Annotated in this window: 14 protein-coding genes and 1 pseudogene; 10 read left to right on the top strand and 5 right to left on the bottom strand. The window is 58.1% G+C overall.

All coding sequences use genetic code 11. From position 1 onward, the window contains the following. Positions 1–9 precede the first annotated feature (9 nt). Positions 10–3,012: an autotransporter outer membrane beta-barrel domain-containing protein gene (locus tag V3W49_RS14295; RefSeq protein WP_500146347.1), complete on the top strand. Its 3,003-nt coding sequence runs from the start codon at positions 10–12 to the stop codon at positions 3,010–3,012. Positions 3,013–3,536: 524 nt separating this feature from the next. Here the strand turns inward: V3W49_RS14295 and V3W49_RS14290 are convergent. The 4 genes from V3W49_RS14290 to bcsE all read right to left on the bottom strand — a co-directional run bounded on the left by V3W49_RS14290 (position 3,537) and on the right by bcsE (position 7,332). Further along, complete coding sequence (locus tag V3W49_RS14290) at positions 3,537–3,704, bottom strand: hypothetical protein (protein ID WP_500146345.1); 168 nt, start codon at positions 3,702–3,704, stop codon at positions 3,537–3,539. A 233-nt stretch (positions 3,705–3,937) separates the two neighbouring features. Then, on the bottom strand, positions 3,938–5,602 hold the full coding sequence (bcsG, locus tag V3W49_RS14285; RefSeq protein WP_500146343.1) for a cellulose biosynthesis protein BcsG: 1,665 nt from the start codon (positions 5,600–5,602) through the stop codon (positions 3,938–3,940). Further along, a complete protein-coding gene (gene bcsF, locus V3W49_RS14280) occupies positions 5,595–5,789 on the bottom strand; it encodes a cellulose biosynthesis protein BcsF (RefSeq protein WP_500146368.1) in 195 nt (64 codons plus the stop codon). Before bcsF ends, bcsG begins: the two co-directional genes overlap by 8 nt. After that, a complete protein-coding gene (bcsE, locus tag V3W49_RS14275) occupies positions 5,776–7,332 on the bottom strand; it encodes a cellulose biosynthesis protein BcsE (protein WP_500146342.1) in 1,557 nt (518 codons plus the stop codon). Before bcsE ends, bcsF begins: the two co-directional genes overlap by 14 nt. A 171-nt stretch (positions 7,333–7,503) precedes the next feature. On the opposite strand from bcsE, the gene bcsR reads away from it, so the two are divergent. The 9 genes and pseudogenes from bcsR (at position 7,504) to V3W49_RS14230 (ending at position 23,264) form a co-directional block, all read left to right on the top strand. Then, positions 7,504–7,695, top strand: coding sequence for a cellulose biosynthesis protein BcsR (gene bcsR / locus V3W49_RS14270; protein WP_500146367.1), 192 nt, complete (start codon positions 7,504–7,506; stop codon positions 7,693–7,695). A 14-nt stretch (positions 7,696–7,709) separates the two neighbouring features. Beyond that, a pseudogene (gene bcsQ, locus V3W49_RS14265) lies at positions 7,710–8,444 on the top strand (cellulose biosynthesis protein BcsQ). Beyond that, the gene (bcsA, locus tag V3W49_RS14260) at positions 8,441–11,059 is read left to right on the top strand and encodes a UDP-forming cellulose synthase catalytic subunit (RefSeq protein WP_500146341.1); all 2,619 of its coding nucleotides are present in this window, start codon (positions 8,441–8,443) and stop codon (positions 11,057–11,059) included. The pseudogene bcsQ and the gene bcsA overlap by 4 nt, the downstream one beginning before the upstream one ends. A gap of 10 nt (positions 11,060–11,069) precedes the next feature. Continuing rightward, a complete protein-coding gene (gene bcsB, locus V3W49_RS14255; RefSeq protein ID WP_500146340.1) occupies positions 11,070–13,484 on the top strand; it encodes a cellulose biosynthesis cyclic di-GMP-binding regulatory protein BcsB in 2,415 nt (804 codons plus the stop codon). A gap of 1 nt (position 13,485) precedes the next feature. Continuing rightward, the gene (bcsZ, locus tag V3W49_RS14250) at positions 13,486–14,592 is read left to right on the top strand and encodes a cellulose synthase complex periplasmic endoglucanase BcsZ (protein WP_500146366.1); all 1,107 of its coding nucleotides are present in this window, start codon (positions 13,486–13,488) and stop codon (positions 14,590–14,592) included. Next, complete coding sequence (gene bcsC, locus V3W49_RS14245; RefSeq protein WP_500146339.1) at positions 14,574–18,026, top strand: cellulose synthase complex outer membrane protein BcsC; 3,453 nt, start codon at positions 14,574–14,576, stop codon at positions 18,024–18,026. The genes bcsZ and bcsC overlap by 19 nt, the downstream gene beginning before the upstream one ends. Positions 18,027–18,123: 97 nt before the next feature. After that, positions 18,124–20,112 carry a biofilm formation regulator HmsP gene (hmsP, locus tag V3W49_RS14240; RefSeq protein WP_500146338.1) on the top strand — a complete coding sequence of 663 codons (1,989 nt, stop codon included), beginning with the start codon at positions 18,124–18,126 and terminating at the stop codon, positions 20,110–20,112. 175 nt (positions 20,113–20,287) lie between these two features. Continuing rightward, positions 20,288–21,574, top strand: a complete 1,287-nt coding sequence (locus V3W49_RS14235; protein ID WP_500146337.1) for a dicarboxylate/amino acid:cation symporter — start codon at positions 20,288–20,290, stop codon at positions 21,572–21,574. 202 nt (positions 21,575–21,776) lie between these two features. Next, positions 21,777–23,264, top strand: a complete 1,488-nt coding sequence (locus V3W49_RS14230; protein WP_500146336.1) for a M16 family metallopeptidase — start codon at positions 21,777–21,779, stop codon at positions 23,262–23,264. Positions 23,265–23,303: 39 nt separating this feature from the next. Here the strand turns inward: V3W49_RS14230 and kdgK are convergent, their stop codons facing one another. Next, positions 23,304–24,236, bottom strand: coding sequence for a 2-dehydro-3-deoxygluconokinase (gene kdgK, locus V3W49_RS14225; protein ID WP_500146334.1), 933 nt, complete (start codon positions 24,234–24,236; stop codon positions 23,304–23,306). Between the last annotated feature and the right edge of the window lie 52 nt (positions 24,237–24,288).

The raw sequence follows: 24,288 nt of genomic DNA, 5'->3' as shown, positions 1-24,288 counted from the left end.
AGAAACAGAATGCATATTTTACCAGGCGTAAAGAAACGATCCGCCATTCAGATAGCCCTGGCGCTGCTCCCTGCCTCGGTCTGTGCCAGCGATTTAGTAATTAATAACGGCAGTGGCGTCTCGGCGGTCTGGGCCATCAATGGCGCATCGAACGGCCCCGGGCAAGGCATTGTGCTGGGGTCAGGAAATATCGTTGTTGACGGCGGCGCGACCATTGATAGCTCAAACATACCAGCAACGCTTGCCAGATATGTGGTTTACGCTAATAACAGCGCGATCGATTTAGGTAGCGGAACCCAAATTATATCAGCGAATAGTGCTAATGCGCTTACCGTAGAGAATGGTGGAACGGTACGTGGTAAATACCTCACTATCATCGCTAAAGATGACCACTATGGTCAAAAGATGGCGCAGCTATATGGGCTGAACTCGATAGCCTTATCGGGAAATGCTGACTCTCAATTCGTTAATTTATCTGGCTTATCAGGGATCACACTGAATAATAATTCAGGGAATGCTACCGGAATATTAGCGAATTGTAGCCAGCCCGGAGAGTGTAACGCCGGTCAAAACGTGAATATTCAGCTTGAGGATGTAAAAATAAACCTTATTGCCAGTGGAGAGGCGACGGGCGTTGAGGCCGCAGGGCAGAATATCGCGATGAGCAACGCAGAGATCGTGGTGAACGGCAGCAGCTCGGATATGAGTATTAAAGGGCTGGTGGCGAATAACGGCAGTATTACCGCGACGGGCTACACCGGTCTGTCGGTTTCCGGTAGTGGCATATTGACGGCGATATCCGCCAGCGGCCCAGCGGCATCGGGGCTGGCGGGCATCGATTTGCAGAATGGGGCGATGCTGACGCTGGTTCGCGACGCCGGGAACCACCACGGAATTAACGGCATTGTGGCTCAGAATGGCGCTCGCGTGCAGCTAAGCGATATCTGGTTCTCGCTGGACAGCAATGCCAGCGTCAGTGAAACCGACCGCTTTATTCTGGCGCAGAACAGCCGGGATGATGTTACCTCGACAATTGTGGTGAATGGCGGACTGAATATTGGCGTGACGGAAGGCTCGCCGCTGTCGAACGCTCTTATCTATGTAGGGGCCGAAGGCAACAGCGCCATTGACCTGAACGGTAGCGTAAACCTGGGCGATTTACGCACGGCGGATAACGCCACCGCTTTTTTCGCTCAGAATGGCGGTAAGGTGACGCTTAATGATCAGACGGTGAATGCCTGGGGCGCGGTAACCGCAGATAACGGGGATATTGACCTGCGTACGGCGGATAATGCTTATCTTTACAGCACAATGACGGCGACGAATGGCGGTACCGTGAACCTGGCGTTGAATGGCGCCGGTAGCCTCTGGGATATGACCGGTAATTCTACGCTGACCGGTTTGCAGCTCAATGGCGGCACCATTCACTTTCTGAATGATTCCGGGTCGGAGTTTAAGACGCTGACGGTGAATGGTGATTATCACGGCGATGGCGGTACTCTGGTAATGAACGTCACCCTGAATGGCGACAGCGATTCCCCCGGCGATCGTATGGTCGTCACCGGCAACACCAGCGGCAATACTCAGGTGAAGTTCAATAACATCTACGGTCACGGTGAACACACCGATATGGGAATCGAACTGATCGCCGTCGGCGGCGCATCCGATGGCGTATTCAGCCTGGAGCGTCGCGTCGGAATTGGCCTGTACGATTACGCTCTGGTGCAGAAAGGAAGCAACTGGTATCTGAGCAACAGCGAAGAGGATGTGACGGGGGAGAACACTCCACCGCAGACGGGAGAGGCGGGTGATGATACTGGCGCTGGCACAAATGTCCCGGAAGTACCCACGGAAGAAGGAACGGGGAGTGATACCGATAATACGGATGGCGGTTCCGGTGAAACGGCCAACGGTGGTGGAACGAACACGCCAGAAGGGCTGCCTGCTGAAGAAGGGAACGACAACAGTAATTCTGGCGAACCCGGTAATGGGAATGATGCCAATGACAGCGGTAGCGGCGATGCGGTCGGGCGCTATGACTACGCTAAAGTTTATCGACCGGAAAGCGGTAGCTATGTCGCTAATATCGCGGCGGCCAATACGCTGTTTCTGACCCGATTACATGACCGGCAGGGCGAGCATGAGTATGTCGATCCGCTGACCGGCGAACGTCATACAACCACGCTGTGGTTGCGTAATACCGGTTCGCACAGCCGTTTCGAAGAGGCGGGCGGTCAGTTGATTAGCCACAGTAACAGCTATACCTTGCAGCTTGGTGGCGATGTGGCGCGCTGGAGTCGCAATGAGCGTGACAGCTGGCGGCTTGGTCTGATGGCGGGCTATGGACATAACCAGAGCAAAACCCGTTCAGAAATTACCGGCTACACGTCACGCGGCCAGGTAAACGGCTATAGCGTTGGCGTGTATGGCACCTGGTTTGCCGACGATGCGGAGCGTACTGGTGCCTGGGTCGATAGCTGGATTCAGTACGCCTGGTTCCATAATCGGGTCTCCGGCGATGAGTTTCGTCAGGAAAAATACCGCTCCCGCGGCGTGACTGCCTCGGTAGAGGCTGGTTATGCACTGCCTGTGGGTACCTCTGAACGCTTTAGCTTCTGGCTGGAGCCGCGCGGGCAGGCGGTCTGGATGGATGTTCGGGCGGATTCGCTGGTGGAAGATCAGGGTACCCGTGTCAGCAGCAGCGGAGCCGGCAATGTGATGACTCAGTTGGGCATGCGGGCCTGGATGAAGGGGCGGCCGGAAAAAGGGATTTCTGACAGCTTCCGTCCCTACGTTGAAGCCAACTGGATACACAACACCCGGGCCTTTGCGGTGAAGATGAACGGTGAGCGTAACGCCATGATCGGTGGTCAGAACCTGGCGGAAGTTCGGATCGGTGCCGAAGGGCAACTGAGCAGCAGTCTGGCGCTGTGGGCTGATGTCGGTCAGCAGGTCGGGCGTAATAAATATAGCGATACGCGCGGCACTCTGGGGCTCAAGCTACAGTTCTGACTTTGACGGGCAGATAGGGCGCCTCTTCCACCAGGAAAGAGGCGCTTTTTTATGGTTCATCGTGTATTAGCGTGGAGTGTTCGAAAGCGGAAACAAAAAACCGGCAGAATATGATGATGCGGCGGGCCGTTCCGTTCATTGCCGGGAAACTCCCTTTCCCGTTTCGGGAGAGGGCCGGGGTGAGGGTGACAGGCGGCTACGGCGCCCGGTTTCAGAACAAAAACGGCAGAATATGATGATGTGGCGGGCTGTTCCGTTCATTGCCGGGAAACTCCCTCTCCCGTTTCGGGAGAGGGCCGGGGTGAGGGTGACAGGCGGCTACGGCGCCCGCTTTCAGAATAGAAGCGGCAGAATATGACGATGCGGTGGGCAGTTCTGTTCATTGCCGGGAAACTCCCTCTCCCGTTTCGGGAGAGGGCCGGGGTGAGGGGAACAGACGGCTTCGGTGCCCGGTTTCAGAACAAAACTGGCAGAATATGTGATGCGGCGGGCTGTTCCGTTCACTTCAGGCAACAGCTTCTCTGTTAATCCACAGCAGGTAGAACGGGCCAGGGGGGCTCAGTCGCCGCCCCCCTGGCGACCCGGGCTCCCCGGCGGTAAAAAACTCCCTTCGGGGCCCCTTCGCTTATCACGCCGGGCTTTTCGGAACGGGCAAGGTCGCCATCCCTGGCGACCTTGCCCTGTCGCGACATCCTGTCGCTCCTCCGGCCCTGCGTGAACGCTGCGGCGTTTTTTAAGCCGGGTGGCAACCCCTCATCGCTTCGGCCGGATCGCTCAAATACAACCAACAATACCTTTACGGATAAATCAGGGCAGAAGATTCAGGGCAGTGACACTCCGGCCTGAAAATCGCCGGAGTATTCACGGAACCCAGGGCAGCCGCCGTAACTTCAGCTTCACGACAATCCGCGATGAACCTTTTTTATTATTGCGGATATGGCACCCAATCGCCGCCGCCAAGGCGAACCCAGGGTTTACCCTGATACTCAATCACCACGGCATTGGCGTTTTCGGAAACCGGTGCTGTCTGCGGAAGGTCGCTGGTCAGGGCGTTCCTGTCCACCTGATCGGCCACGAAGTTCTTACCGTCCACGGAGCGTGCGACCAGTTCGGAGATCGCCAGATAGCTGCTGGGCTGGCTAATTTCAATCGGGCTGCCCTGATGAGGCGCCTTCATACCGATAAACTTCACGCCCACCGGCACGTGGGTGATAGACGGGCTGGGAATATCACGCAGCCCGGAAACCTGCATTCTGTCGCCCTTCAGCGCGGCGCCATGCTCTGGCACCACGACCACCATCACCTTACGCCCTGACTTTTCCAGCTCGCTCAGGAAGCTATCTAACTGATCGAACAGCTTCTGGGCGCGCACCTTATAGTCGGCGGTCTTACTGATACCGGGGAAGTGGTTGCCGTCGTGTAGCGGTAGCAGGTTAAAGAAAGTGGCGGAACGGGCGTTGGGATCGCGCTCTTCTGCAGAAAGCCAGCGCTGCAGCACCGCCGTATCGTCATAGATCGGTGAGTTATCAAACGACAGCAGGTTCGTAGGCAGACCGTTCTGATTCATCAGCGGCGACTGAACGCCGCCGTTTTCACGAATCTCTTTCAGGAAGTTGCCGAAGACGCCGTTGTGATCCAACATCAGGTGCTGACTGAAGCCGAGTGCCGCCAGGTTATCGAACAGATAGCACTGATTGCCGGCCGGCGAATAGAGATTCTTATGGGAAGGCTGACCACAGCTGGCGCGCAGCAGGCGAATCGCCGCCGGGCCGCTGTATGAGGTCGCGGAGTTAAACTCCTTAAACAGAATATCGAAGTGTGACCAGAGCGGGTGCGATGTCAGACCGGTGGCCTCCATATCGGACCAGGCCAGCGAACAGATATTGATGACCAGCAGCTCGAAGGGCTGGGCATCCGCAGGCAGCGAGGCAGGAAATTTTGTCTGGCGTTTGGCTTCGCTGGCGTAAAAGCTGTTCAGCCACGCGGTGAGATTCTGGGAATTAGCCGGGGCGGTCTGGGCCGGAATGTCCCCCACCTGAGGTGTACTGGCATCGCCAGAAGAGATAGCGGTGGTGACTGCCGCTGGTGCCGTATTGCCGCCTGGGGTCAACGCAATCACCGGGCCGGAAACCGTCAGCACGTTAAGCCAGATAAGTGCCGCCACGACCAGCACCGTTACCCGCACCCACTGAGAGATAAACAGCCAGGCCACCAGCAGCACAAATGCCGCGCCCACCATCTGCCAGTTAATAAAGCGGGTGGTGAGATCCAGAATATAATCCCAGCTAAAACCGGCCACCTGGGAACCCTGACTGAGAATACTGTCCAGGCCTGGCAACCAGGTATCGTGCCAGAACAGAGCGATACCGACAGGCAGACCGATCCAGTGGCGCAGGCGATGCAGCCGCGGAGCGGGAATCGGAAACAGCAGGTAAGCAGCAAAAACCAGGTTCTCCAGCGCGTGAAAATTCAGGTAGCCAGTCCAGAGCAGCGCGAATTTAGCCAGAAAGTAGAAGTTCCAGCCTGAAAGCCCGCGCCAGTACTGCCAGAGCGGTGTTGTTAATGGCGGCGTTGATTTATGTTCAGTCATGTTCTGAGTTTGCCCTGACATCCTGTTGCCGGCGTAATGTTCCGGCAGGTTTGACGAAACGGGGTTTGAAAAAGGTGATGCGCGCCCAGGTTGTCAGGGGCGCCAGCCAGCGGCGGGCGTAGTACCCCAGCGGCAAAAAGATAACGGCGCACAGTACAATCAGTTGAAGAATGTCACTGATGCTCATCATAAGCAGACTCCGGGGCCAGAAGGGTGACGGGATGAGGCTGACGGCGCCCCATGTCTGGCGCTTCTTCGGTCCGAATGGCGGATTGAGCCTTGGCGGCAGGCATGATGTCGCGGCGCGGCGCCTGGGTGCGCATCTGGATCAGCTCCGCAGCGATCTGCCGATCTTCGAACCACACCATACGGTTGGAGGCCACCTCATCCGGCGGCAGCAAAAAAATGTTCTTCAGGGCAATATCCAGATCGTTAATCCGGCAGTAGCTCAGGAATAGCACAATACGCTGAGCATTGGCGGTCATGATGTCGCCCTGGCGTTTAAGACGACAGAGGGAAAGCGCCTGCTCTGTCGCCAGCCCCGGAACCGGACGCAGGGCCACCAGTACGCCGCGATTGTTTTCGGGAATCAGGGGGTTATGGAGCAGTGCCTCAATGGCGTTACAGAAGGCGCCCCAGGGCTGCCAGCCTCGTAGCTGCAGCGGGCGCAGCGCGCCGATGAGATCGGAAAGATTTTCCGGTATCGGGCGGGTGTACTGCTGGCCCTGTATGCTTTCGATAAGCGTCAGGCAGCGTGAAAGCGGCGTATTTCCCGAAATTACCAGGCTGGCGCCGCTGCCCATCAACAAACGTTCGTCCACGGCGCGCAGACTGGCCTGGCTTTCACGCACTATAAGCTTCAGCGCGCTGCCGCGCTGGCGGCGCAGGGCATGTAGGTCGTGGGCGATGGATTCGACGTCGCGGTTGTGGGTGAGTGAAAAGATGATCGTGGCTGCCTGGGCGCTGCGTGCCGCGTCAAACAGCGCCTGATTACTGTCAAACAGGCGCCAGTGTTCCGAGAGCGGCGGCGCGCCTTCCAGAACCGCCTTGTGACTAAGGATCGTTCGCTCATCGCTGCGGGGTTGCGGATCGCTCTGTACCGACTCACACAATTCCCAGCGGCTTTGCTGCCAGCGAATCGTTAACTGCTGTCGGGCGCTGACGCCTTTTTCGTTACACCAGAAAGCGACATCGAAAATCCAGGCATCATTCTGCGGACGCAAGCTCGCCAGGCCGTTCAGGCTCCGATGCGCATTCACCAACGCGGAATATTGATCGTCACTGCGCCTTCCCGGATTTATCACCAGTAATGTGCACTGATATTTTTGGCACTGTTTGTTTATCTTATTGATAATCTCATGAAGTTTTTCTGATCTTGCTTTGTTAAAAAAATTATCCTTGAGCAAAAAAACAATCAGAAAATGCTCAGGGTTTATATTGCATGACAAATCTGGCAATAGCGAGTATAGACTATTTTTCGTATTTTTCGCTTTATAGAGTAAAATCTCTTCCGGCCCGTTTTCAGAAAGCGAAGTGAGAATCTTTTTCGGTGCCGTTCCCATTGTGACGAAAGCGACTTTCGCATCATTTTTCTGGGTGGAGATTGTGCTGTTGGCCAGGCGTACCGCATCCTCAAAACGTTCGGCGTTTACCCACCAGATGCCACCTGCGGGCATATGCCGCAATTCGTCCCATAGTGCGTGGATTCCAACAGAAAAAATGGGGGCCATGATCTCTCTCTTCGCTTACTCGCCAAACTGCGGAAATGAACCTAACATTGAAAATAAATAACAGCGGTCTTAGCATTGTAAAACAAAAACTTTATCGCAGCATGGCGTGTTTCTTTTGTTGCGAATCTTCCTGGTGCATAGAAATACTAATGGATTATACCGGTGCAGGGTATGAATAAGCAAAAAGATGCATCTGATGGGCTTCTGGATTTACCTGGGATCGCGGCGCAAAATGATATTCAGACGCTGTTCCAGGCATTTGCTTTGCCGGATATTGATTATACCGACATCTCCCGGCAGGAAAGGCTAAATACCGCGCTCCAGCGCTGGCCGCTGCTGGCTGAGCTGGCGCAGGGTAACTAAAGGGAGCGAACCTGATGGCAGTCGTAGGGTTACAGGGGCTGCGTGGCGGTGTGGGAACGACGTCTATTGCGGCGGCCCTGGGCTGGTCGTTACAGCAGCAGGGCGAATCCGTACTGGTGATCGGCGCCGCCCCGGATAATTTGTTGCGCCTTTTGTTCAATATTGGTTTTGCGCAGAGCGCGGGTTGGGCGTACGCCCTGCACGAAGGGCAGTCCTGACAGAGCGCTGCCTGGCGCTATACGCCGCGCCTTGATGTTCTGCCGTACGGACAACTGAATGCCGTGCAGAGCAGCGAACTGCTGGCGCGTCCGCAAGGAAACGCCTATTTTCTCGACGCCCTGAAAACCCTTAAGCAGAGCGGCCGCTATCGCTGGATTCTGGTGGATATCCCCACAGGCTTCAGCGGTTTTGCAATGGAAACCCTGGCGGCGGTAGATAGCCGCATTGTGGTGGCAACGCCGGATGCCAATTGCCATGCTCGCCTGCACCAGCAGCCGCTGGCCCAGGATGCTTATCTGCTGGTCAACGGGCTACGGGTCACCAGCCATTTGCAGGACGATATTTATCAGCTCTGGCTCCAGAGCCAGCGTAATCTGATTCCGGTAATTTTGCACAGCGATGAAGCGATGGCGGAAGCGATGGCGGCCAAACAGCCGGTTGGCGAATACAGCCCCGATTCGCTGATAGCGGAAGAGTTCATGACTCTGGCGGGCTGGTGCCTGCTGCATCTGGCGGAGAGCCGGCCATGAGCCTGGTGCTGCGTTGTCTGCTGGCGCCCGGCGTTAGCCAGCGTCTGCGAACGCGATATATGAGCTGGCGGCGTAACGGCGCCACGCCGTTCAGCGCGGGTTTGTACTGCCTGATAGCGGCGTTGGGCTGGATCTTTTTACGGCTGGAGAGCGAAAGCTGGCAGCGTATCAGGGCCCAGCGCCAGCGTCTTTATCCGCAAATCGATCCCCGGCGCCCACGTCCGCTCGATTTGCTGCGTTATCTGATCCAGTCTCTCTGGCTGTTGCTGATACTACCAGGGCGCGAGCTGGCGGCGCCAGTCTCCTCGCGGCTAATACGGATGAAGGCCTGGCGGGAGAACTACTATCAGTGGATGAACGCGCTGCCGCAGCGCATTGAGCGCAGCCATAGATTCAGGCGCAACGTTCAGGATCTTGCGCAGTTCAGCACGATGGCCAGACGTATTCTGCTGGGGGTTGTGATAGCGGTGGCGCTGATTATGGCGGTGCTGTGTGTCACCCAGCCTTTCAGCCCGCTGGCGCAGTTTATCTTCCTGATGCTGCTGTGGGGTATTGCGCTGGTGGTGCGGCGCATTCCCGGGCGCTTTCCCGCGCTGGTAATGGTGGTATTGTCGCTGACCATCTCCTGTCGCTATATCTGGTGGCGTTATACCTCGACGCTGAACTGGAACGATCCGGTGAGCCTGGTCTGCGGCCTGATTCTGCTGTTCGCCGAAACCTATGCCTGGCTGGTACTGGTGCTGGGCTTTTTCCAGATAATCTGGCCGCTGCATCGCCAGCCGGTGCCGCTGCCTGCTTCAACGGCCCAATGGCCAGCCGTGGACGTGATGATTCCGACCTACAACGAAGAGCTCAGCGTAGTGAAAGGGACAGTCTATGCTTCGCTGGGTATGGACTGGCCAAAAGATAAGCTCAACATCTGGATCCTTGATGATGGCGGTCGTGAAGAGTTTCGCCGCTTTGCCGACGAAGTGGGAGTGAACTACATCGCCCGCGCTACTCATGAACACGCCAAAGCGGGAAATATTAATAATGCCCTCAAGCAGGCGCGCGGCGATTTTGTGGCCATATTCGACTGCGACCACGTGCCGACTCGCTCGTTCCTGCAACTGACCATGGGCTGGTTCTTTAAAGATAAAAAGCTGGGGCTGATTCAGACGCCACACCATTTCTTTTCGCCGGATCCCTTTGAGCGCAACCTGGGGCGCTTTCGCAAAACCCCGAACGAAGGTGCGCTGTTCTACGGGCTGGTGCAGGACGGTAATGATATGTGGGACGCCACCTTCTTCTGCGGCTCCTGCGCGGTTATTCGCCGGCAGCCGCTGGATGAGATTGGCGGCATCGCCGTAGAAACCGTAACCGAAGACGCCCATACTTCGCTACGCCTGCACCGCCGCGGTTATACCTCTGCCTATATGCGCATTCCCCAGGCCGCAGGCCTGGCGACCGAAAGCCTGTCGGCGCATATCGGCCAGCGCATTCGCTGGGCCAGGGGCATGATTCAGATCTTCCGGCTGGATAATCCGCTATTCGGCAAGGGGCTGAAGCTGGCACAGCGTGTGTGCTACGCCAACGCCATGCTGCACTTTCTGTCCGGCCTGCCGAGGCTTATCTTTCTGACGGCTCCATTGGCCTTTTTGCTGCTACACGCCTACATCATCTATGCGCCGGCGCTGATGATAGCGCTCTTCGTCTTGCCCCACATGATTCACGCCAGCCTGACCAATTCAAAAATTCAGGGGCGTTACCGCCACTCCTTCTGGAGCGAAATTTACGAAACGGTACTGGCCTGGTACATCACGCCGCCGACCCTCGTCGCACTGATTAACCCGCGTAAAGGGAAATTTAACGTTACGGCGAAAGGGGGGTTGGTGCCCCATGAATATGTCGACTGGGTGATTACCCGGCCGTATCTGCTGCTGGTGCTGCTTAACGTACTGGGGCTGCTGTTCGGCGTCTGGCGCTTCTTCGAAGGGCCGCAGCACGAGATACTGACCGTGCTGGTGAGTGTCGCCTGGGTGACCTACAACCTGATAATTCTGGGCGGAGCCGTGGCGGTATCGGTCGAGAGTAAGCAGGTGCGACGCGCTCACCGGGTCGAAATCGCCATGCCCGCAGCGCTGGCCCGGGAAGACGGCCATCTCTATCCCTGTACGGTGCGCGACTATTCCGACGGCGGCGTAGGGGTTCGTCTGCACGGCACGTTGGCGCTGCGCCACGGCGAACGCATCCAGCTTCTGCTGCGTCGCGGTCAGCAGCAGTTTTGCTTTCCGGCGCTGGTGGTACGTTCTGGCGGAGAGAGCATCGGCCTGCAACTGGTGGAAATGACTACCCGCCAGCATATCGATTTTATTCAGTGCACTTTCGCCCGCGCCGACACCTGGGCGCTATGGCAGGACAGCTTTCCGGAAGATAAGCCGCTGGAAAGCCTGCTGGATATTCTGACGCTGGGACTGCGCGGATACCGCCATCTGGCGGAATTTGCCCCGGCATCGCTTAAATACGTGTTCCGTAGCATCACTCTGGCGGTGGATTGGGTGGTTTCCCTGATGCCCCACAGACCGGCACGCAGCGCCGGGGAGCGGCAACCGGATTCGGCCATGACTCAACAATGATGATAACGCGATGAATAGAAATCTCTTCTGGATCTGTGCAGTGGTTTTGGGGCTGAGCGCGTTGCCGTGTCGGCCTGGCATGGCGGCGCCAGCGAACCCTAATGAGGTGCCTGCGCCGATGGTGCCCACGGTCGCGCCCACTACTGAAGGCGTGGTGACGCAGGGGCCCACCGATAACGACCTTAAAGCGGTAGTGCCGCAGACGGCGGAAGAGGCGGCAACGGGCGCCGCCGGGCAGGTCATGCCTGGAGTACCCGGCGCCGGGGCGCCTGTTGTGGCGGAAAACGCGCCGGCTCGCGAAGTTACCCTGAACTTCGCCCAGATTGCGCCGCCGCCCGGCAGCATGGTGCTGCGCGGCGTGCATCCCAACGGTACTGTAGAATTCGGTATGCGCAGCGACGAAGTGGTGTCCCGCGCGCTGTTAAATCTGGAGTACACCCCCTCTCCGGCGCTGATTCCGGTACAGTCGCAGCTTAAGGTGTACCTGAACGATGAGCTAATGGGCGTACTGCCGGTCACTAAAGAGCAACTGGGGAAAAAGACCCTGGCCAGGCTGCCCATCGACCCGCTCTACGTCAGCGACTTTAACCGGGTACGGCTGGAGTTCGTCGGTCACTATCGTGATGTGTGCGAAAACCCGGCCAACAGCACGCTGTGGATGGATATCGGGCGCGGCAGTTCCCTGAGCCTGCTGTATCAGAAACTACAAGTGCGTAACGATCTCTCCCATTTCCCGGTGCCCTTCTTTGACCCACGTGACGATCGGCCGCTGACGCTGCCGATGGTTTTTGCCGCCGCGCCGGACGTAGAACAGCAGCGCGCCGCAGGAATTATCGCCTCCTGGTTCGGTACCCGTTCGGTGTGGCGTGGCCAGCGCTTCCCGGTGCTCTATAACCAGCTACCGGAAAGCAACGCCATTGTCTTTGCCACCAACGACAGGCGCCCGGATTTCCTGCGCGACCATCCGCCGGTGAAGGCGCCCACCATCGAGATGATCAACCATCCGGATAACCCTTATGTGAAGCTGCTGGTGATCTTCGGCCGTGACGACAGCGATCTGCTTCAGGCGGCTCAGGGGATTGCCCGGGGCGATATTCTGTTTCGCGGCGACGCCGTCACGGTGGATAAAGTGGAGCCGCTGCTGGCGCGTAAACCTTACGATGCTCCGCACTGGGTGCGCACCGACCGGCCGATCACCTTTGGCGAGCTGAAAACCTATGAGCAACAGCTGCAGTCGAGCGGTATCGAACCCAGCTCAATTAATCTGACGCTTAATTTACCGCCGGATCTTTACCTGCTGCGCAGCAACGGCATCGATATGGATCTTAAATATCGCTATACCGCGCCGCCGGTGAAGGACAGTTCGCGGATGGATATCAGCCTGAACAACCAGTTTTTGCAATCTTTCAGCCTGTCGCCAAAAACCCGCAGCGGTGATTTGCTGATGCGACTGCCGGTAGTGCAGGGGCTGTTGGACGGCAAGAATGAGGTTGCCATTCCGGCACTACGTCTCGGCGCTGCTAACCAGTTGCGCTTTGACTTCCAGTATATGAACCCGATGCCCGGCGGCACTATTGAGAATTGTATTACCTTCCAGCCGGTGCAGAATCACGTGGTGATAGAGGATGAGTCGACCATCGATTTCTCCAGTTATCATCACTTTATCGCGATGCCGGATCTGCGCGTCTTTGCTAATGCGGGCTTCCCTTACAGCCGGATGGCCGATCTGTCGGATACCCTGGTGGTGGTGTCTAAACAGCCGACCCCGGCGCAGGTCAGCACTTTGCTGGATACCCTGGGCGTTATCGGCGCTCAGACCGGGCTGCCTGCGGTGAAGGTGGCGCTGACCAATAGCGCCGACGAGATTAAAAAACGCGATGCCGACCTGATGATTATCGGCTCCCTGCCCGAAAAATTAAAGGACGATACTCGTCTCGATCTGCTGGTTGAAGCCGCGCTGAGTTGGGTGAAAGCGCCGTATCGCCAGACGCCGCTGCCGTCGATTATGACAAGCCAGGCGGATCAGGAGCCTGATGTTCGCACCACGATCAGCTCCCGGGGAGCGATGGCGGCGATTGTCGGCTTTCAGTCGCCGTTCCATAGCCAGCGCAGCGTTATTGCTCTGCTGGCGGACAGCCCGCGCGGCTATGAACTGCTGAACGGCGCCCTGAATGACAGCGGCAAACGCGCTGCCATGTACGGTTCGGTTTCCGTGATTCGCGAATCCGGCGTCAACAGCCTGCGGGTTGGTGATATTTACTATGTCGGCCACCTGCCGTGGTTTGAGCGTATCTGGTACTCCCTGGCGAATCATCCTGTATGGCTGGCTATCTGCGCCGCCATCAGCGTTGTGCTACTGGCCTGGGTGCTGTGGCGGGTACTGCGGATGCTAAGCCGCCGTCGTCTGGATCCGGAGGATGAATAACATCATGGCATGGCGTTATGTATTAACCCTGGGCCTGCTGCTGGCGGCGATGACTGCCAGCGGCGCCTGCGACTGGCCCGCCTGGCGGCAGTTTAAGCAGCACTACGTCAGCGATGAAGGGCGGGTTATCGACACCAGCGACCCACGCAAAATCACCACTTCCGAAGGGCAGAGCTACGGACTGTTCTTCGCGCTGGTGGCTAACGATCGCCAGAGCTTTGACCAGTTGCTGACGTGGACCCGTAACAATCTCTCCAACGGAGATGTAAAAACCACGCTGCCTGCCTGGCTGTGGGGCAGGCGTGAAGATGGCCAGTGGCGGGTGTTGGACAGTAATTCGGCTTCGGATGCCGATTTGTGGATAGCCTGGGCGCTGCTGGAGGCGGGCAGGCTCTGGAATAGCGACGATTATACGGAACAGGGGAGGGCGCTGCTCGACCTGATCGCCCGTAAAGAGGTGGTGAAGATTCCCGGTCTTGGCGAAATGCTATTGCCTGGAGCGCAGGGCTACGTCCATGACAGCAGCTGGCGCCTGAATCCCAGCTATCTGCCGCCCCAGGTCATCGCTCGTTTTGCCCGTTATCCCGGCCCCTGGAAAGCGATGCGCGAGCCCATGCTGCGGCTGCTGCTGGAAACTGCACCTAAAGGGTTTTCTCCCAACTGGGTCAGCTGGCATAAGGGAAGCGGCTGGCAGATGCAGGAGCAGCCTGCGCTGACGGGCAGCTACGATGCGATTCGCGTCTACCTGTGGGTGGGGATGCTTAGTGAGCGCTCCCCCGACAAGGCGCGGCTGCTGAAACACTTCCAGCCGATGGTGGCCGCTACGGAACAGCGCGGCGCGCCGCCGGAAAAAATTGACATAATGACCGGTAAGTTGACTAACGACGGCCCTGGCGGTTTTTCCGCCGCCATGCTGCCGATGCTCCAGGAAAGCACGGCGCTTTATGTGCAGCGTCAGCGGCTGGTAAAACACTTTCCCGACCATGAATCTTACTACAGCTATGTGTTAACGCTGTTCGCTCAGGGTTGGGATCAACAGCGTTTTCGCTTTAATGTTCAGGGTGAACTGGTGCCGGACTGGGAGCGGGTATGCGCGGATCCTCATTAACCCTGGTTGCCGTTGCGTTGGGGCTGGCGCTGACGATGCCAGCCCGGGCGGAGAATCCCGCCCGGCAGCATCTGCTGGAGCAGGTGCGGCTGGGAGAGGCGACCCATCGCGACGATCTGGTTCGTCAGTCGCTCTACCGACTGGAGCTGATCGCCCCGGACGATCCGGAGGTGATCGCCGCCCGGGTTCGCTATCTGCTGCGTCAGGGGGACAGCACGGGCGCTCAGGCGCTGATGGATAAACTCAAATCCACGGCGGCGGATTCCACGGCCTATCGCCGTTCGCAACTGGAGATGAAACTCGCCACGCCAGCCGGCAGCCAGGCGCTGCAACAGGCGCGGCTGTTGGGAACCACCGGCCATATTGATGAGGCCATCGCCGCGTATCAGGATTTGCTCGGGGGGACGCCCCCGGACGGTTCGCTGGCGGTGGAGTACTGGCTGCTGGTGGCGAAAAAACCGCAGCGACGCGCTCAGGCGATTGAACAACTAACAGCGCTGAACGCCCGAATGCCCGGCAATAACGAGCTGCGCGCCAGCCTGGCTGGATTATTGTTTGATAACCATCGCTCCCGGGAAGGATTCCGGGTGCTGGAACAGATGGCACGTTCGGGGGACGGGCGTGGTCAGGCGGCGGAGCTGTGGTATCAGCAGATTCAGGGATTGCCGGTCAGCGCCGCCAGTGTGGCGGCGCTGGAGCGGTTTGTGACGCTGTTTACCGATGGTGAGACGGTGGACGATGCGAAGGCGAAACTAGCGGAGCAGCGCAAGCAACTGGCCGATCCGGGATTTCGGGCTAAGGCGACCGGGCTGGCGCAGGTGGCCGCAGGCGATGGCGCCAGGGCGGTCGCGCCGCTGCAAACGGCACTGCGTGAAAATCAAAATGATGCCGAAACCGTGGGGGCGCTGGGTGAAGCCTGGTCCCAGGCAGGAAAACGCGCCGCCGCGGTTCGCCAGCTTAGTCGGGCGCTGCGGCTGGATCCCGACAACGACAGCAGCGGCAGATGGAAATCGCTGTTGAGTACCAACCGCTACTGGCTGCTGATTGACGAAGGAGACGCGGCGCTTAACGCTAAAGATAGCGCGCTGGCAGAGCGTAAATTCCGCCAGGCGCGGGCAGTGGATGGCAGCGACAGCTATGCGGTACTCGGCCTGGGAGATGTGGCGGTGGCACGCCAGAATGACGCCGAAGCTGAACGCTATTACCTTCAGGCGTTACGCATGGATCGCGGCAACAGCAACGCGGTACGCGGGTTGGCCAACGTCTATCGCCGTCAGTCGCCGGAGCGGGCGATGGCGTTTATCAACACCCTGAATGCCAGCCAGCGCCGCAGCATTGACGATATCGAACGCGGTCTGGAAGACGATCGGCTGGAAGCTCAGGCCAGCGAGCTGGAGTCTCAGGGGCATTGGAACCAGGCCGCCGAGTTGCATCAGCGGCGGCTGGCGCTTTATCCCGACAGCGTCTGGACCCTCTACCGGCTGGCGAAAGCGCGCTATGCCGCCGGTCAGCAGGCACAGGCCGATGCGCTGTTTCGCGATCTGGCCCGGCGCCAGCCAAAGGATGCCGACCAGGTCTATGCTTATGGGCTTTATCTCTCTTCTACCGGGCGGGATGAGGCAGCGTTGCGCCATCTCGATACGCTGCCCCGCGGTCAGTGGAGCGACAATATTCAGGAGCTGGCCCGGCGGCTGACGCTGGATCGGGTGCTGGCCCAGGCAAGCGAGCAGCGGGAAGCGGGGCAGGAGCCACAGGCCATTGCGCTGCTGAAACGCCAGCCTGCCTCCGACCGAATCGATCTCACTCTGGCAGACTGGGCCGTAGAGCGGGGAGACTACGCCGAGGCGACCAGCCGCTACCGGCAGGTACTGTCCAGGGAGCCCGGAAACGAGGATGCGCTGCTGGGGCTGGCGGAGACGGCCCTGGCTCAGCACGATAAAGCGCAGGCCCGCAAGTGGCTCACCCGGCTTGAACGCGCGCCTTCGCAGGCTGCGCCATCGGTAAACAGCGAACGTCGACTGGCCAACGCCTGGAATGAGGCCGGAGAACCCGGCCGCGCCCGCGAGATCTACCGGCGTATCGTCCCGTCTGCGAAAAGGCTGCCGCCTTCAATGGACAGCGCACTGGCGTTGCGCGATGCCGCGCGTTTCGACGCCGCCAGCGGCGAACCTCAGCAGGCGCTGGAACGCTATCGCGACGCGATGGTGGCGTCCGAAATCGCCAATAAACGGCCTGAAGATAATGATACTTTTACCCGGCTGACGCGCAACGACGCCAGCGATGACTGGCTGAAACGCGGGATACGCAGCGACGCGGCGGATCTCTATCGCCAGCAGGATGTGAACGTCACGCTCGATCATGATTACTGGGGATCCAGCGGTACGCCGGGCTATTCAGATCTGCGCGCCCACACCACCATGCTGCAGGTAGATGCGCCGCTCAGCGACGGGCGCCTGCTGCTGCGTACCGACGTGGTGAATATGGACGCCGGCAGCTTTAGCGGTGGCAGCTACGACGAAAAATGGGGCACCTGCTACGACTTCACCTGTAACAGCAACCACCAGCAGCGGGCCAACGGCGCCAGCGTGGCGGTAGGCTGGCGAAACGACACCTGGGAGGCGGATATCGGCACCACGCCGATGGGCTTTAACGTGGTCGATGTGGTGGGCGGTCTGAGCTACAGCAGCGATCTGGGCCCCTTTGGCTATACCCTGAACGCCCACCGGCGGCCGATCTCCAGTTCGCTGCTTTCGTTCGCCGGCCAGCGTGACCCGAATACCCATAAGGTATGGGGCGGCGTGCGCGCCGACGGTGGCGGCATCAGCATGAGCTATGACAGGGGCGGCGATCACGGCGTCTGGTCGAGTCTGAGCGCCGATCAACTAACCGGTAAGAATGTGGCGGATAACTGGCGGGTACGCTGGATGACCGGCTACTACTACAAGCTTATCAATGAAAATAACCGTCGGGTGACCGTGGGCCTGACCAATATGCTCTGGCACTACGATAAAGACCTGAGCGGCTATACCCTGGGACAAGGAGGCTACTACAGCCCGCAGCGCTACCTTTCGTTCTCGGTACCGGTAATCTGGCGCCAGCGTACCGAGAACTGGTCGTGGGAGCTGGGGGGATCCGTCTCATGGTCCTATGCGAAGACCGACAACGAACGGCGCTATCCGATTCAGAGCCTGCTGCCTGCCCGGATGGAGGCCATGGAAGAGGGCTCCTCATCCACCGGTGTAGGCTATACCGCGCGGGCGCTGGTAGAACGGCGCCTGACTTCCCACTGGTCCATCGGCGCAGGGATTGATATTCAGGAGGCCAAAGACTATACACCGAGCCACGCTCTGATCTTTGTGCGTTATTCCATGGCGGGATGGCAGGGCGATATGGATATGCCGCCACAGCCGCTGGTACCCTATGCGGACTGGTAAATTATGAGTATTGCCGGAAGGAAAGCGGTTAAAACGCCATGCGATGCAGTATACTCTGCCCGCATCAGGCGTGGAAAGTTCAGTGCGGAGAGTGAGTTTGCGAGTCAGGCGTTCTTTAACGATAAAACAGATGGCAATGGTGGCCGTGGTTGCCGTGGCCTTTATCTTTGTTTTTGCCGTGATTCAGCTTTTTCATTTCGTACAGCAGAGCCGTTATACTACCGCGACGCAGATGGAGAGCATCGCTCGTTCGGTGCGTGCTCCGCTCTCCTCCGCTATTCTGAAGGCGGATATTCCCCAGGCTGAAGCGATTCTTAAAGATATTCAGCCGGTCGGCGTGATAAGCCGTGCGGATGTGGTGCTGCCTAACCAGTTCCAGGCGCTGCGCGTCAGTTTCGCGCCGGAGCGGCCAGTGCCGATGCTGATTTCGCGTCTGTTCGAGCTGCCGGTGCAGATAAGTCTGCCGCTCTATTCGCTGGAACGACCCGCTAACCCGCAGCCGTTGGCCTATCTGGTACTCCAGGCTGACTCCTGGCGCATGTACAAGTTTATTATCAGCACGCTTTCGACGCTTATCACCACCTGGCTGTTACTGGCGCTGATGCTGACGGTGGCGATTACCTGGTGCATTAACCGTCTTATCGTCCACCCGCTGCGCGATATCGCCCGGGAGCTGGATGGGCTGCCGCCCGGCGAAGTGGTGGAGCATCAGCTGGCGTTGCCGAAACTGCATAACGACGATGAAATTGGCATGCTGGTACGTGGCTACAACCGTAACCAGCAGCAGGTGCAGCGTGCGCAGGAAGAGATGAGTCAGCTTGCCACCCATATTCCCGTGAGCGGCCTGCCCAATAAGGCACTGCTGCTGGCGCTGTTACGGGGGCAGGAAGAGCAGGCGATAGCGCCGCTGCTGATGATCTCCTGCGAAACGCTACAGGAAGCCGCCGAGGTGCTGAATGAGCAGCAGCGTGAGATCCTGCTGCTGTCGCTGGCGTCCAGAATTCAGTCGGTGCTTGGCCCATCCATGGTGCTGGCGCAGATTAGCCACTTCGATTTCGCGGTTCTGGCCAACGGCATCAATGAGTCCTGGCAGGCGGCGACGCTGGCCCAGCAGTTACTGAGGGCGTTGAATGAAAAACTGCCGGTACAATCGATGCCGCTGCATCCGGCGGTCAATATCGGGATTGCCATGTGGAGCCCCGGTGTGAGCGGTGAGCAGCACTATCAGCGCGTGATATCAGCGGCGTATTCGGCCCGGCGTCTGGGGAAAAATCAGATTCAGTTCTTCGACCCTCAACAGCTGGCCGTGGCGCAGCAGCGGATGACCGAACAGCATGATATTTTACACAGTCTGGAAAGTGGGGAGTTCGTGTTGTGGCTCCAGCCTCAGGTTGATCTGGCCAGCGGCGAGGTGGTAAGCGCCGAGGCGCTGCTGCGCCAGCGCCAGCCGGATGGTGATTTCACTCTACCGGAAGGGCTTATCGAACGTATTGAACGCTGTGGGCTAATGGAAAAGGTAGGCAACTGGATCCTTGAAGAGTCCTGCCGACTGCTGGCGGAATGGCAGAGTCAGGGCGTAGCGCTGGCGCTGAGCGTGAATGTCTCGGCGCTTCAGTTGCTTAATGACGAGCTGCGTCATCGCTTTATAACGCTGCTGTCGCGCTGGCGTATTCACCCGGGGTCGTTGATTATTGAAGTGACCGAAAGTCAGCGTATCGACAACCCGCAAAAGGTCCATGATATTCTGCGCCCCCTGCGCGATCTTGGAGTACGTATCGCCCTTGATGATTTTGGTATGGGTTACGCCAGCCTGCATCAGCTTCAGCAGATGAAGGGACTGCCGGTGGACATTCTTAAAATCGATAAAGTCTTTATCGACGCGCTGCCGGAAGACGACAGCATGGTGGCCGTTATTCTGTCGCTGGCGAAGCATCTGAATATGCGGGTGGTGGCGGAAGGGGTGGAAAACCCGGCACAGCTCGACTGGTTGCGTCAGGCCGGTGTTGATATCGGTCAGGGCTACCTGTTCGATAAGGCCCTGCCGCCGCACCGTTTTATGGCGCGTTACTGCGAACCCGCCCGGTAGTCATAGAAATCCACTTAACCAAAAGTCATAGACTGTAGCGTTTCAGCTCAAAGAACTCATTCAATTTGTTCCAAATAAGATACATGGATGTATCTGGGGTGTTTCTCTGATGTTATTTTAGCGGCGCGGACCCAACGAGGGTCTCCGCTTTTTACCGCTGCAAGGACACCTCCTGATGAAAACCTCTCTGTTTAAAAGCCTCTATTTTCAGGTGCTGACGGCGATCGCCATCGGCATTGTGCTGGGCCACTACTGGCCGGAACTGGGCGCCCAGATGAAGCCACTCGGCGATGGGTTCGTAAAACTGATAAAAATGGTTATCGCCCCGGTCATCTTCTGTACCGTCGTTACCGGTATTGCCGGAATGGAAAGCATGAAGGCCGTGGGCCGTACCGGCGCTGTGGCGCTGCTCTATTTCGAGGTTGTCAGCACCATAGCGCTGATTATTGGTCTGATTATCGTTAACGTGGTGCAGCCGGGGGCCGGCATGAACGTCGATCCGGCTACGCTTGATGCCAAAGCGGTGGCGGTTTATGCCCAGCAGGCGGAACAGCAGGGCGTGGTCGCCTTCCTGCTGGATGTGATTCCGGGTAGCGTGATAGGCGCTTTCGCCAGCGGCAATATCCTTCAGGTGCTGCTGTTCGCCGTGCTGTTTGGTTTCGCCCTGCATCGCCTGGGCGAGAAAGGGCAACTGATTTTTAACGTTATCGAAAGCTTTTCAAAAGTTATTTTCGGCATCATTAATATGATCATGCGTCTGGCGCCCATTGGTGCATTCGGCGCTATGGCCTTTACCATCGGCAAGTACGGCGTGGGAACGCTGCTGCAACTGGGGCAGTTGATCGCCTGTTTCTACATCACCTGTATCCTGTTTGTGGTAGTGGTTTTGGGCTCCATTGCTCGCGCCACCGGGTTCAGCATCTTTAAGTTTATCCGCTATATCAAAGAAGAATTGCTGATCGTGCTGGGGACTTCCTCTTCCGAGTCGGCGCTGCCGCGTATGCTCGATAAGATGGAAAAACTGGGCTGTCGCAAATCGGTGGTGGGGCTGGTGATTCCGACCGGTTACTCCTTCAACCTGGATGGCACTTCTATCTACCTGACCATGGCGGCGGTATTTATCGCCCAGGCCACCAACAGCCATATGGATATTTTCCATCAGATTACGCTGCTGGTAGTGCTGCTGCTGTCGTCGAAAGGCGCAGCTGGCGTAACCGGTAGTGGATTTATCGTGCTGGCGGCGACGATTTCGGCCGTGGGCCACCTGCCAGTGGCCGGTCTGGCGCTGATTCTGGGCATCGATCGCTTTATGTCCGAAGCGCGTGCATTGACTAACCTGGTCGGTAACGGTGTGGCGACCGTCGTGGTCGCGAAGTGGGTGAAAGAGCTGGATGAAAAACAGCTAAAACAGACGTTAAATAATCCCAGACTTACTGCCAGTGGTCAGCAAACTTCCTCCTGATTTCGTCAATTACCCGCGGTAACTTGCCCTTGCCGCGGGCTCCTGCGCATAATTAACTGATACAGACCGTGTATTTTCACATTATGGCGTGACGTTTATCGTTATTTGCGGTCAAAGGAAAAAACGCCACCGCTATGGTGGGCGTCTGTGCGTTACGCGCCGTCTTTTCATATTTTTTCAGGAATCTCATGCAGGGGTAGACATGCAGGGCACAAAAATGGGTCTTATCGCCGGGGGAACTCTACTGGCGGTGATTACCGGTCAGGGACAGGCCGCAATGCTCCAGCCGGATCCGGCCTGGCAGCAGGGAAAGTTGAATAACGGTTTTCAGTGGCAGGTGCTCGCCACCCCTCAGCGACCCAGCGATCGGATAGAGATCCGACTGTTGGTCAACGTCGGCTCTCTGACCGAAAGCACGCAGCAGAGCGGCTATAGCCATCTGTTGCCTCGTCTGGCGCTAAGCCAGCAGACATCACCTCAGCATGGCGCCTGGCAGCAGGGTATGACCGGTCATCCACAGCCGCCTGCGGTAGTTTCTTATAATCTTACCCGGTTTAATCTGAGCCTGCCCAGCGGCAGTGGTCGCGGTGAAGAGCTGAAAGAGGCGTTAAGCTGGCTGGCGGAGACGGCGGGCGGAGGACTGACCATTACGCCGGAATCCATCGCTAAGGCGCTACAGGTACGGGATGGCGTGACCACCTGGCCTGAAGATACGCGTGACAGCTGGTGGCGCTATCGCCTGAAAGGGTCGACGCTGCTGGGGCACGATCCGGCGGCTCAGGTCGTACAACCGGTTGACGCCGAACATCTCAGGGCCTGGTACCGGCAGTGGTACACCCCGGACGCCATGACGCTGATTGTGGTGGGCAACGTTGACAGCCGCAGCGTGGCGGAACAGGTCGGTAAGCTGTTTGGCGACCTTAAAGGCAAGCGCGAAACCCCGGCGCCGATACCGACGCTATCGCCGCTTAAGCGTGATGCGGTAAGTATGATGAACCCCAAACTGCAGCAGGATCGGCTGTCGATGATGTGGGATACGCCCTGGCAGCCGATTCGCTCCTCTGAAGGGCTGATGCGCTACTGGCGCAGCGAACTGGCCCGTGAGGCGCTGTTCTGGCACGTGCAACAGAATCTCAATAAAAATAACGTGCGCGACGTTACATTAGGCTTTGACTGTCGCGTGCTGTTTCTGCGCGGCCAGTGCGGCATCCATATCGATACTCCTAACGCCAGACTCGACGATAATCTGGGGCGAATTGCCCGCGATATGGCCAGCGTACGCGACAAGGGATTACCGGCGGCTGAGTTCGAAACGCTTTTGGCCCAGAAAAAGCTGGAGCTGGAAAAACTGTTCGCCACTTACGCCCGTACCAATACCGAGGTGCTGGCCAGCCAGCGTCTGCGTTCGTTGCAAAATCAGGTGGTAGATATCGCGCCGGAGCAGTATCAGAAGCTGCGTCAGGCGTTTCTGGACGAGCTGACGCCGGAGATGGTCAATATGGATCTGCGGCAGATTCTCTCTCAGGAGATGGCGCTGGTGCTACAGCAGCCGGAAGGGGAGCCGGAGTTCAACATGAAGCAGTTACAGGAAACCTGGGATAAAGGCATGAGCCGACCGGAAGGGACGGAGAACCCGACGCCTGACGCTCGCCCATTGGGCGAAGTTTCGGATATTCCGGGACAGCAGTAATGTTGGCGCGCCGGAGCCTGGCTTCGGCGCACTATCATTTTACTGCGGCATCGCCTGCTTCGGAATAATGGCGCCGCGATACTGGATAACGGTGCTGGCGGTCAGGTGCCCGCGGGCCGCAGCCTGTGCCGCACTGCCGCCGTTCAGACGCACGGCAAGATAGCCGCCACCGAACGAGTCCCCGGCCGCGGTGGTATCCACCACTTTCTCTTTCGGCAGTTTTACCGCCGGAATTTCCTGTAACGCTTCTCCATTAATTGCCACCAGGCAGCTTTCGGCGCCGCGCTTAATCACGACTTCCTGTACGCCTGCCGCCTGAGTGCGAGCAATCACGTCTGCTACCGGGCGCTCGCCCCACAGGGCGTCTTCATCGTCCAGGGTCAGGAAAGCGATATCGGTACAGGCCAGCATCTGCTGGTAAACCTGTTGCGTCTCTTCCTTACCGGACCACAGGCGTGGGCGGTAGTTGTTATCGAAAATAACCTTGCCGCCGCGCTCACGGCAGCGACGCAGCAGCGCCAGCAGCATTTCGCGGCTGCGGGGGCTGAGGATGGCAAGGCTGATACCGCTGAGATAGAGGTAATCGAATTCCACAAGCTGTTCGATAATAGCCGGTGCCTGGTCGCTTTCCAGCCAGTAACGGGCGGCCGCTTCGTTGCGCCAGTACCAGAAGGTGCGTTCGCCGCTATCGTCGGTTTCGATGTAATAGAGCCCGGGCAGGCGGTCGGACATGCGCTGCACCAGGTCGGTTTGCACATTTTCCTGCTGCCAGGCGTCGAGCATCTGCTGACTGAAGCTATCCTGGCCGAGCGCGGTGACGTAATGGACGCTGAGTGCTTCGGCATCCACCTGGCGGGCGATATAAACTGCGGTGTTGAGAGTGTCGCCACCAAAGCCGCGACTGACCTGAGCGCCCTTTTCCGACAGCTCAATCATGCATTCGCCGATAACGGCAATCTTCTGTGTAGCCATAATTATGAAACCTGCATGTAAGACGACTGGCGCTAGTTTGGGCTGCCATACC

Source organism: Rosenbergiella sp. YN46, assembly GCF_036620675.1.
Classification (GTDB): Bacteria; Pseudomonadota; Gammaproteobacteria; order Enterobacterales; family Enterobacteriaceae; genus Jejubacter.
This window is presented reverse-complemented; position numbering and strand designations above follow the sequence as displayed.

Bases quoted from the DNA above. Each gene is read 5' to 3' on its own strand.
- kdgK (WP_500146334.1), bottom strand. From the start codon at position 24,236: ATGGCTACACAGAAGATTGCCGTTATCGGCGAATGCATGATTGAGCTG.
- bcsA (WP_500146341.1), top strand. From the start codon at position 8,441: ATGAGCCTGGTGCTGCGTTGTCTGCTGGCGCCCGGCGTTAGCCAGCGT.
- bcsB (WP_500146340.1), top strand. From the start codon at position 11,070: ATGAATAGAAATCTCTTCTGGATCTGTGCAGTGGTTTTGGGGCTGAGC.
- bcsF (WP_500146368.1), bottom strand. From the start codon at position 5,789: ATGAGCATCAGTGACATTCTTCAACTGATTGTACTGTGCGCCGTTATC.
- bcsE (WP_500146342.1), bottom strand. From the start codon at position 7,332: ATGGCCCCCATTTTTTCTGTTGGAATCCACGCACTATGGGACGAATTG.
- V3W49_RS14295 (WP_500146347.1), top strand. From the start codon at position 10: ATGCATATTTTACCAGGCGTAAAGAAACGATCCGCCATTCAGATAGCC.
- V3W49_RS14290 (WP_500146345.1), bottom strand. From the start codon at position 3,704: ATGTCGCGACAGGGCAAGGTCGCCAGGGATGGCGACCTTGCCCGTTCC.
- bcsG (WP_500146343.1), bottom strand. From the start codon at position 5,602: ATGACTGAACATAAATCAACGCCGCCATTAACAACACCGCTCTGGCAG.
- V3W49_RS14235 (WP_500146337.1), top strand. From the start codon at position 20,288: ATGAAAACCTCTCTGTTTAAAAGCCTCTATTTTCAGGTGCTGACGGCG.
- bcsR (WP_500146367.1), top strand. From the start codon at position 7,504: ATGAATAAGCAAAAAGATGCATCTGATGGGCTTCTGGATTTACCTGGG.
- V3W49_RS14230 (WP_500146336.1), top strand. From the start codon at position 21,777: ATGCAGGGCACAAAAATGGGTCTTATCGCCGGGGGAACTCTACTGGCG.
- bcsC (WP_500146339.1), top strand. From the start codon at position 14,574: ATGCGCGGATCCTCATTAACCCTGGTTGCCGTTGCGTTGGGGCTGGCG.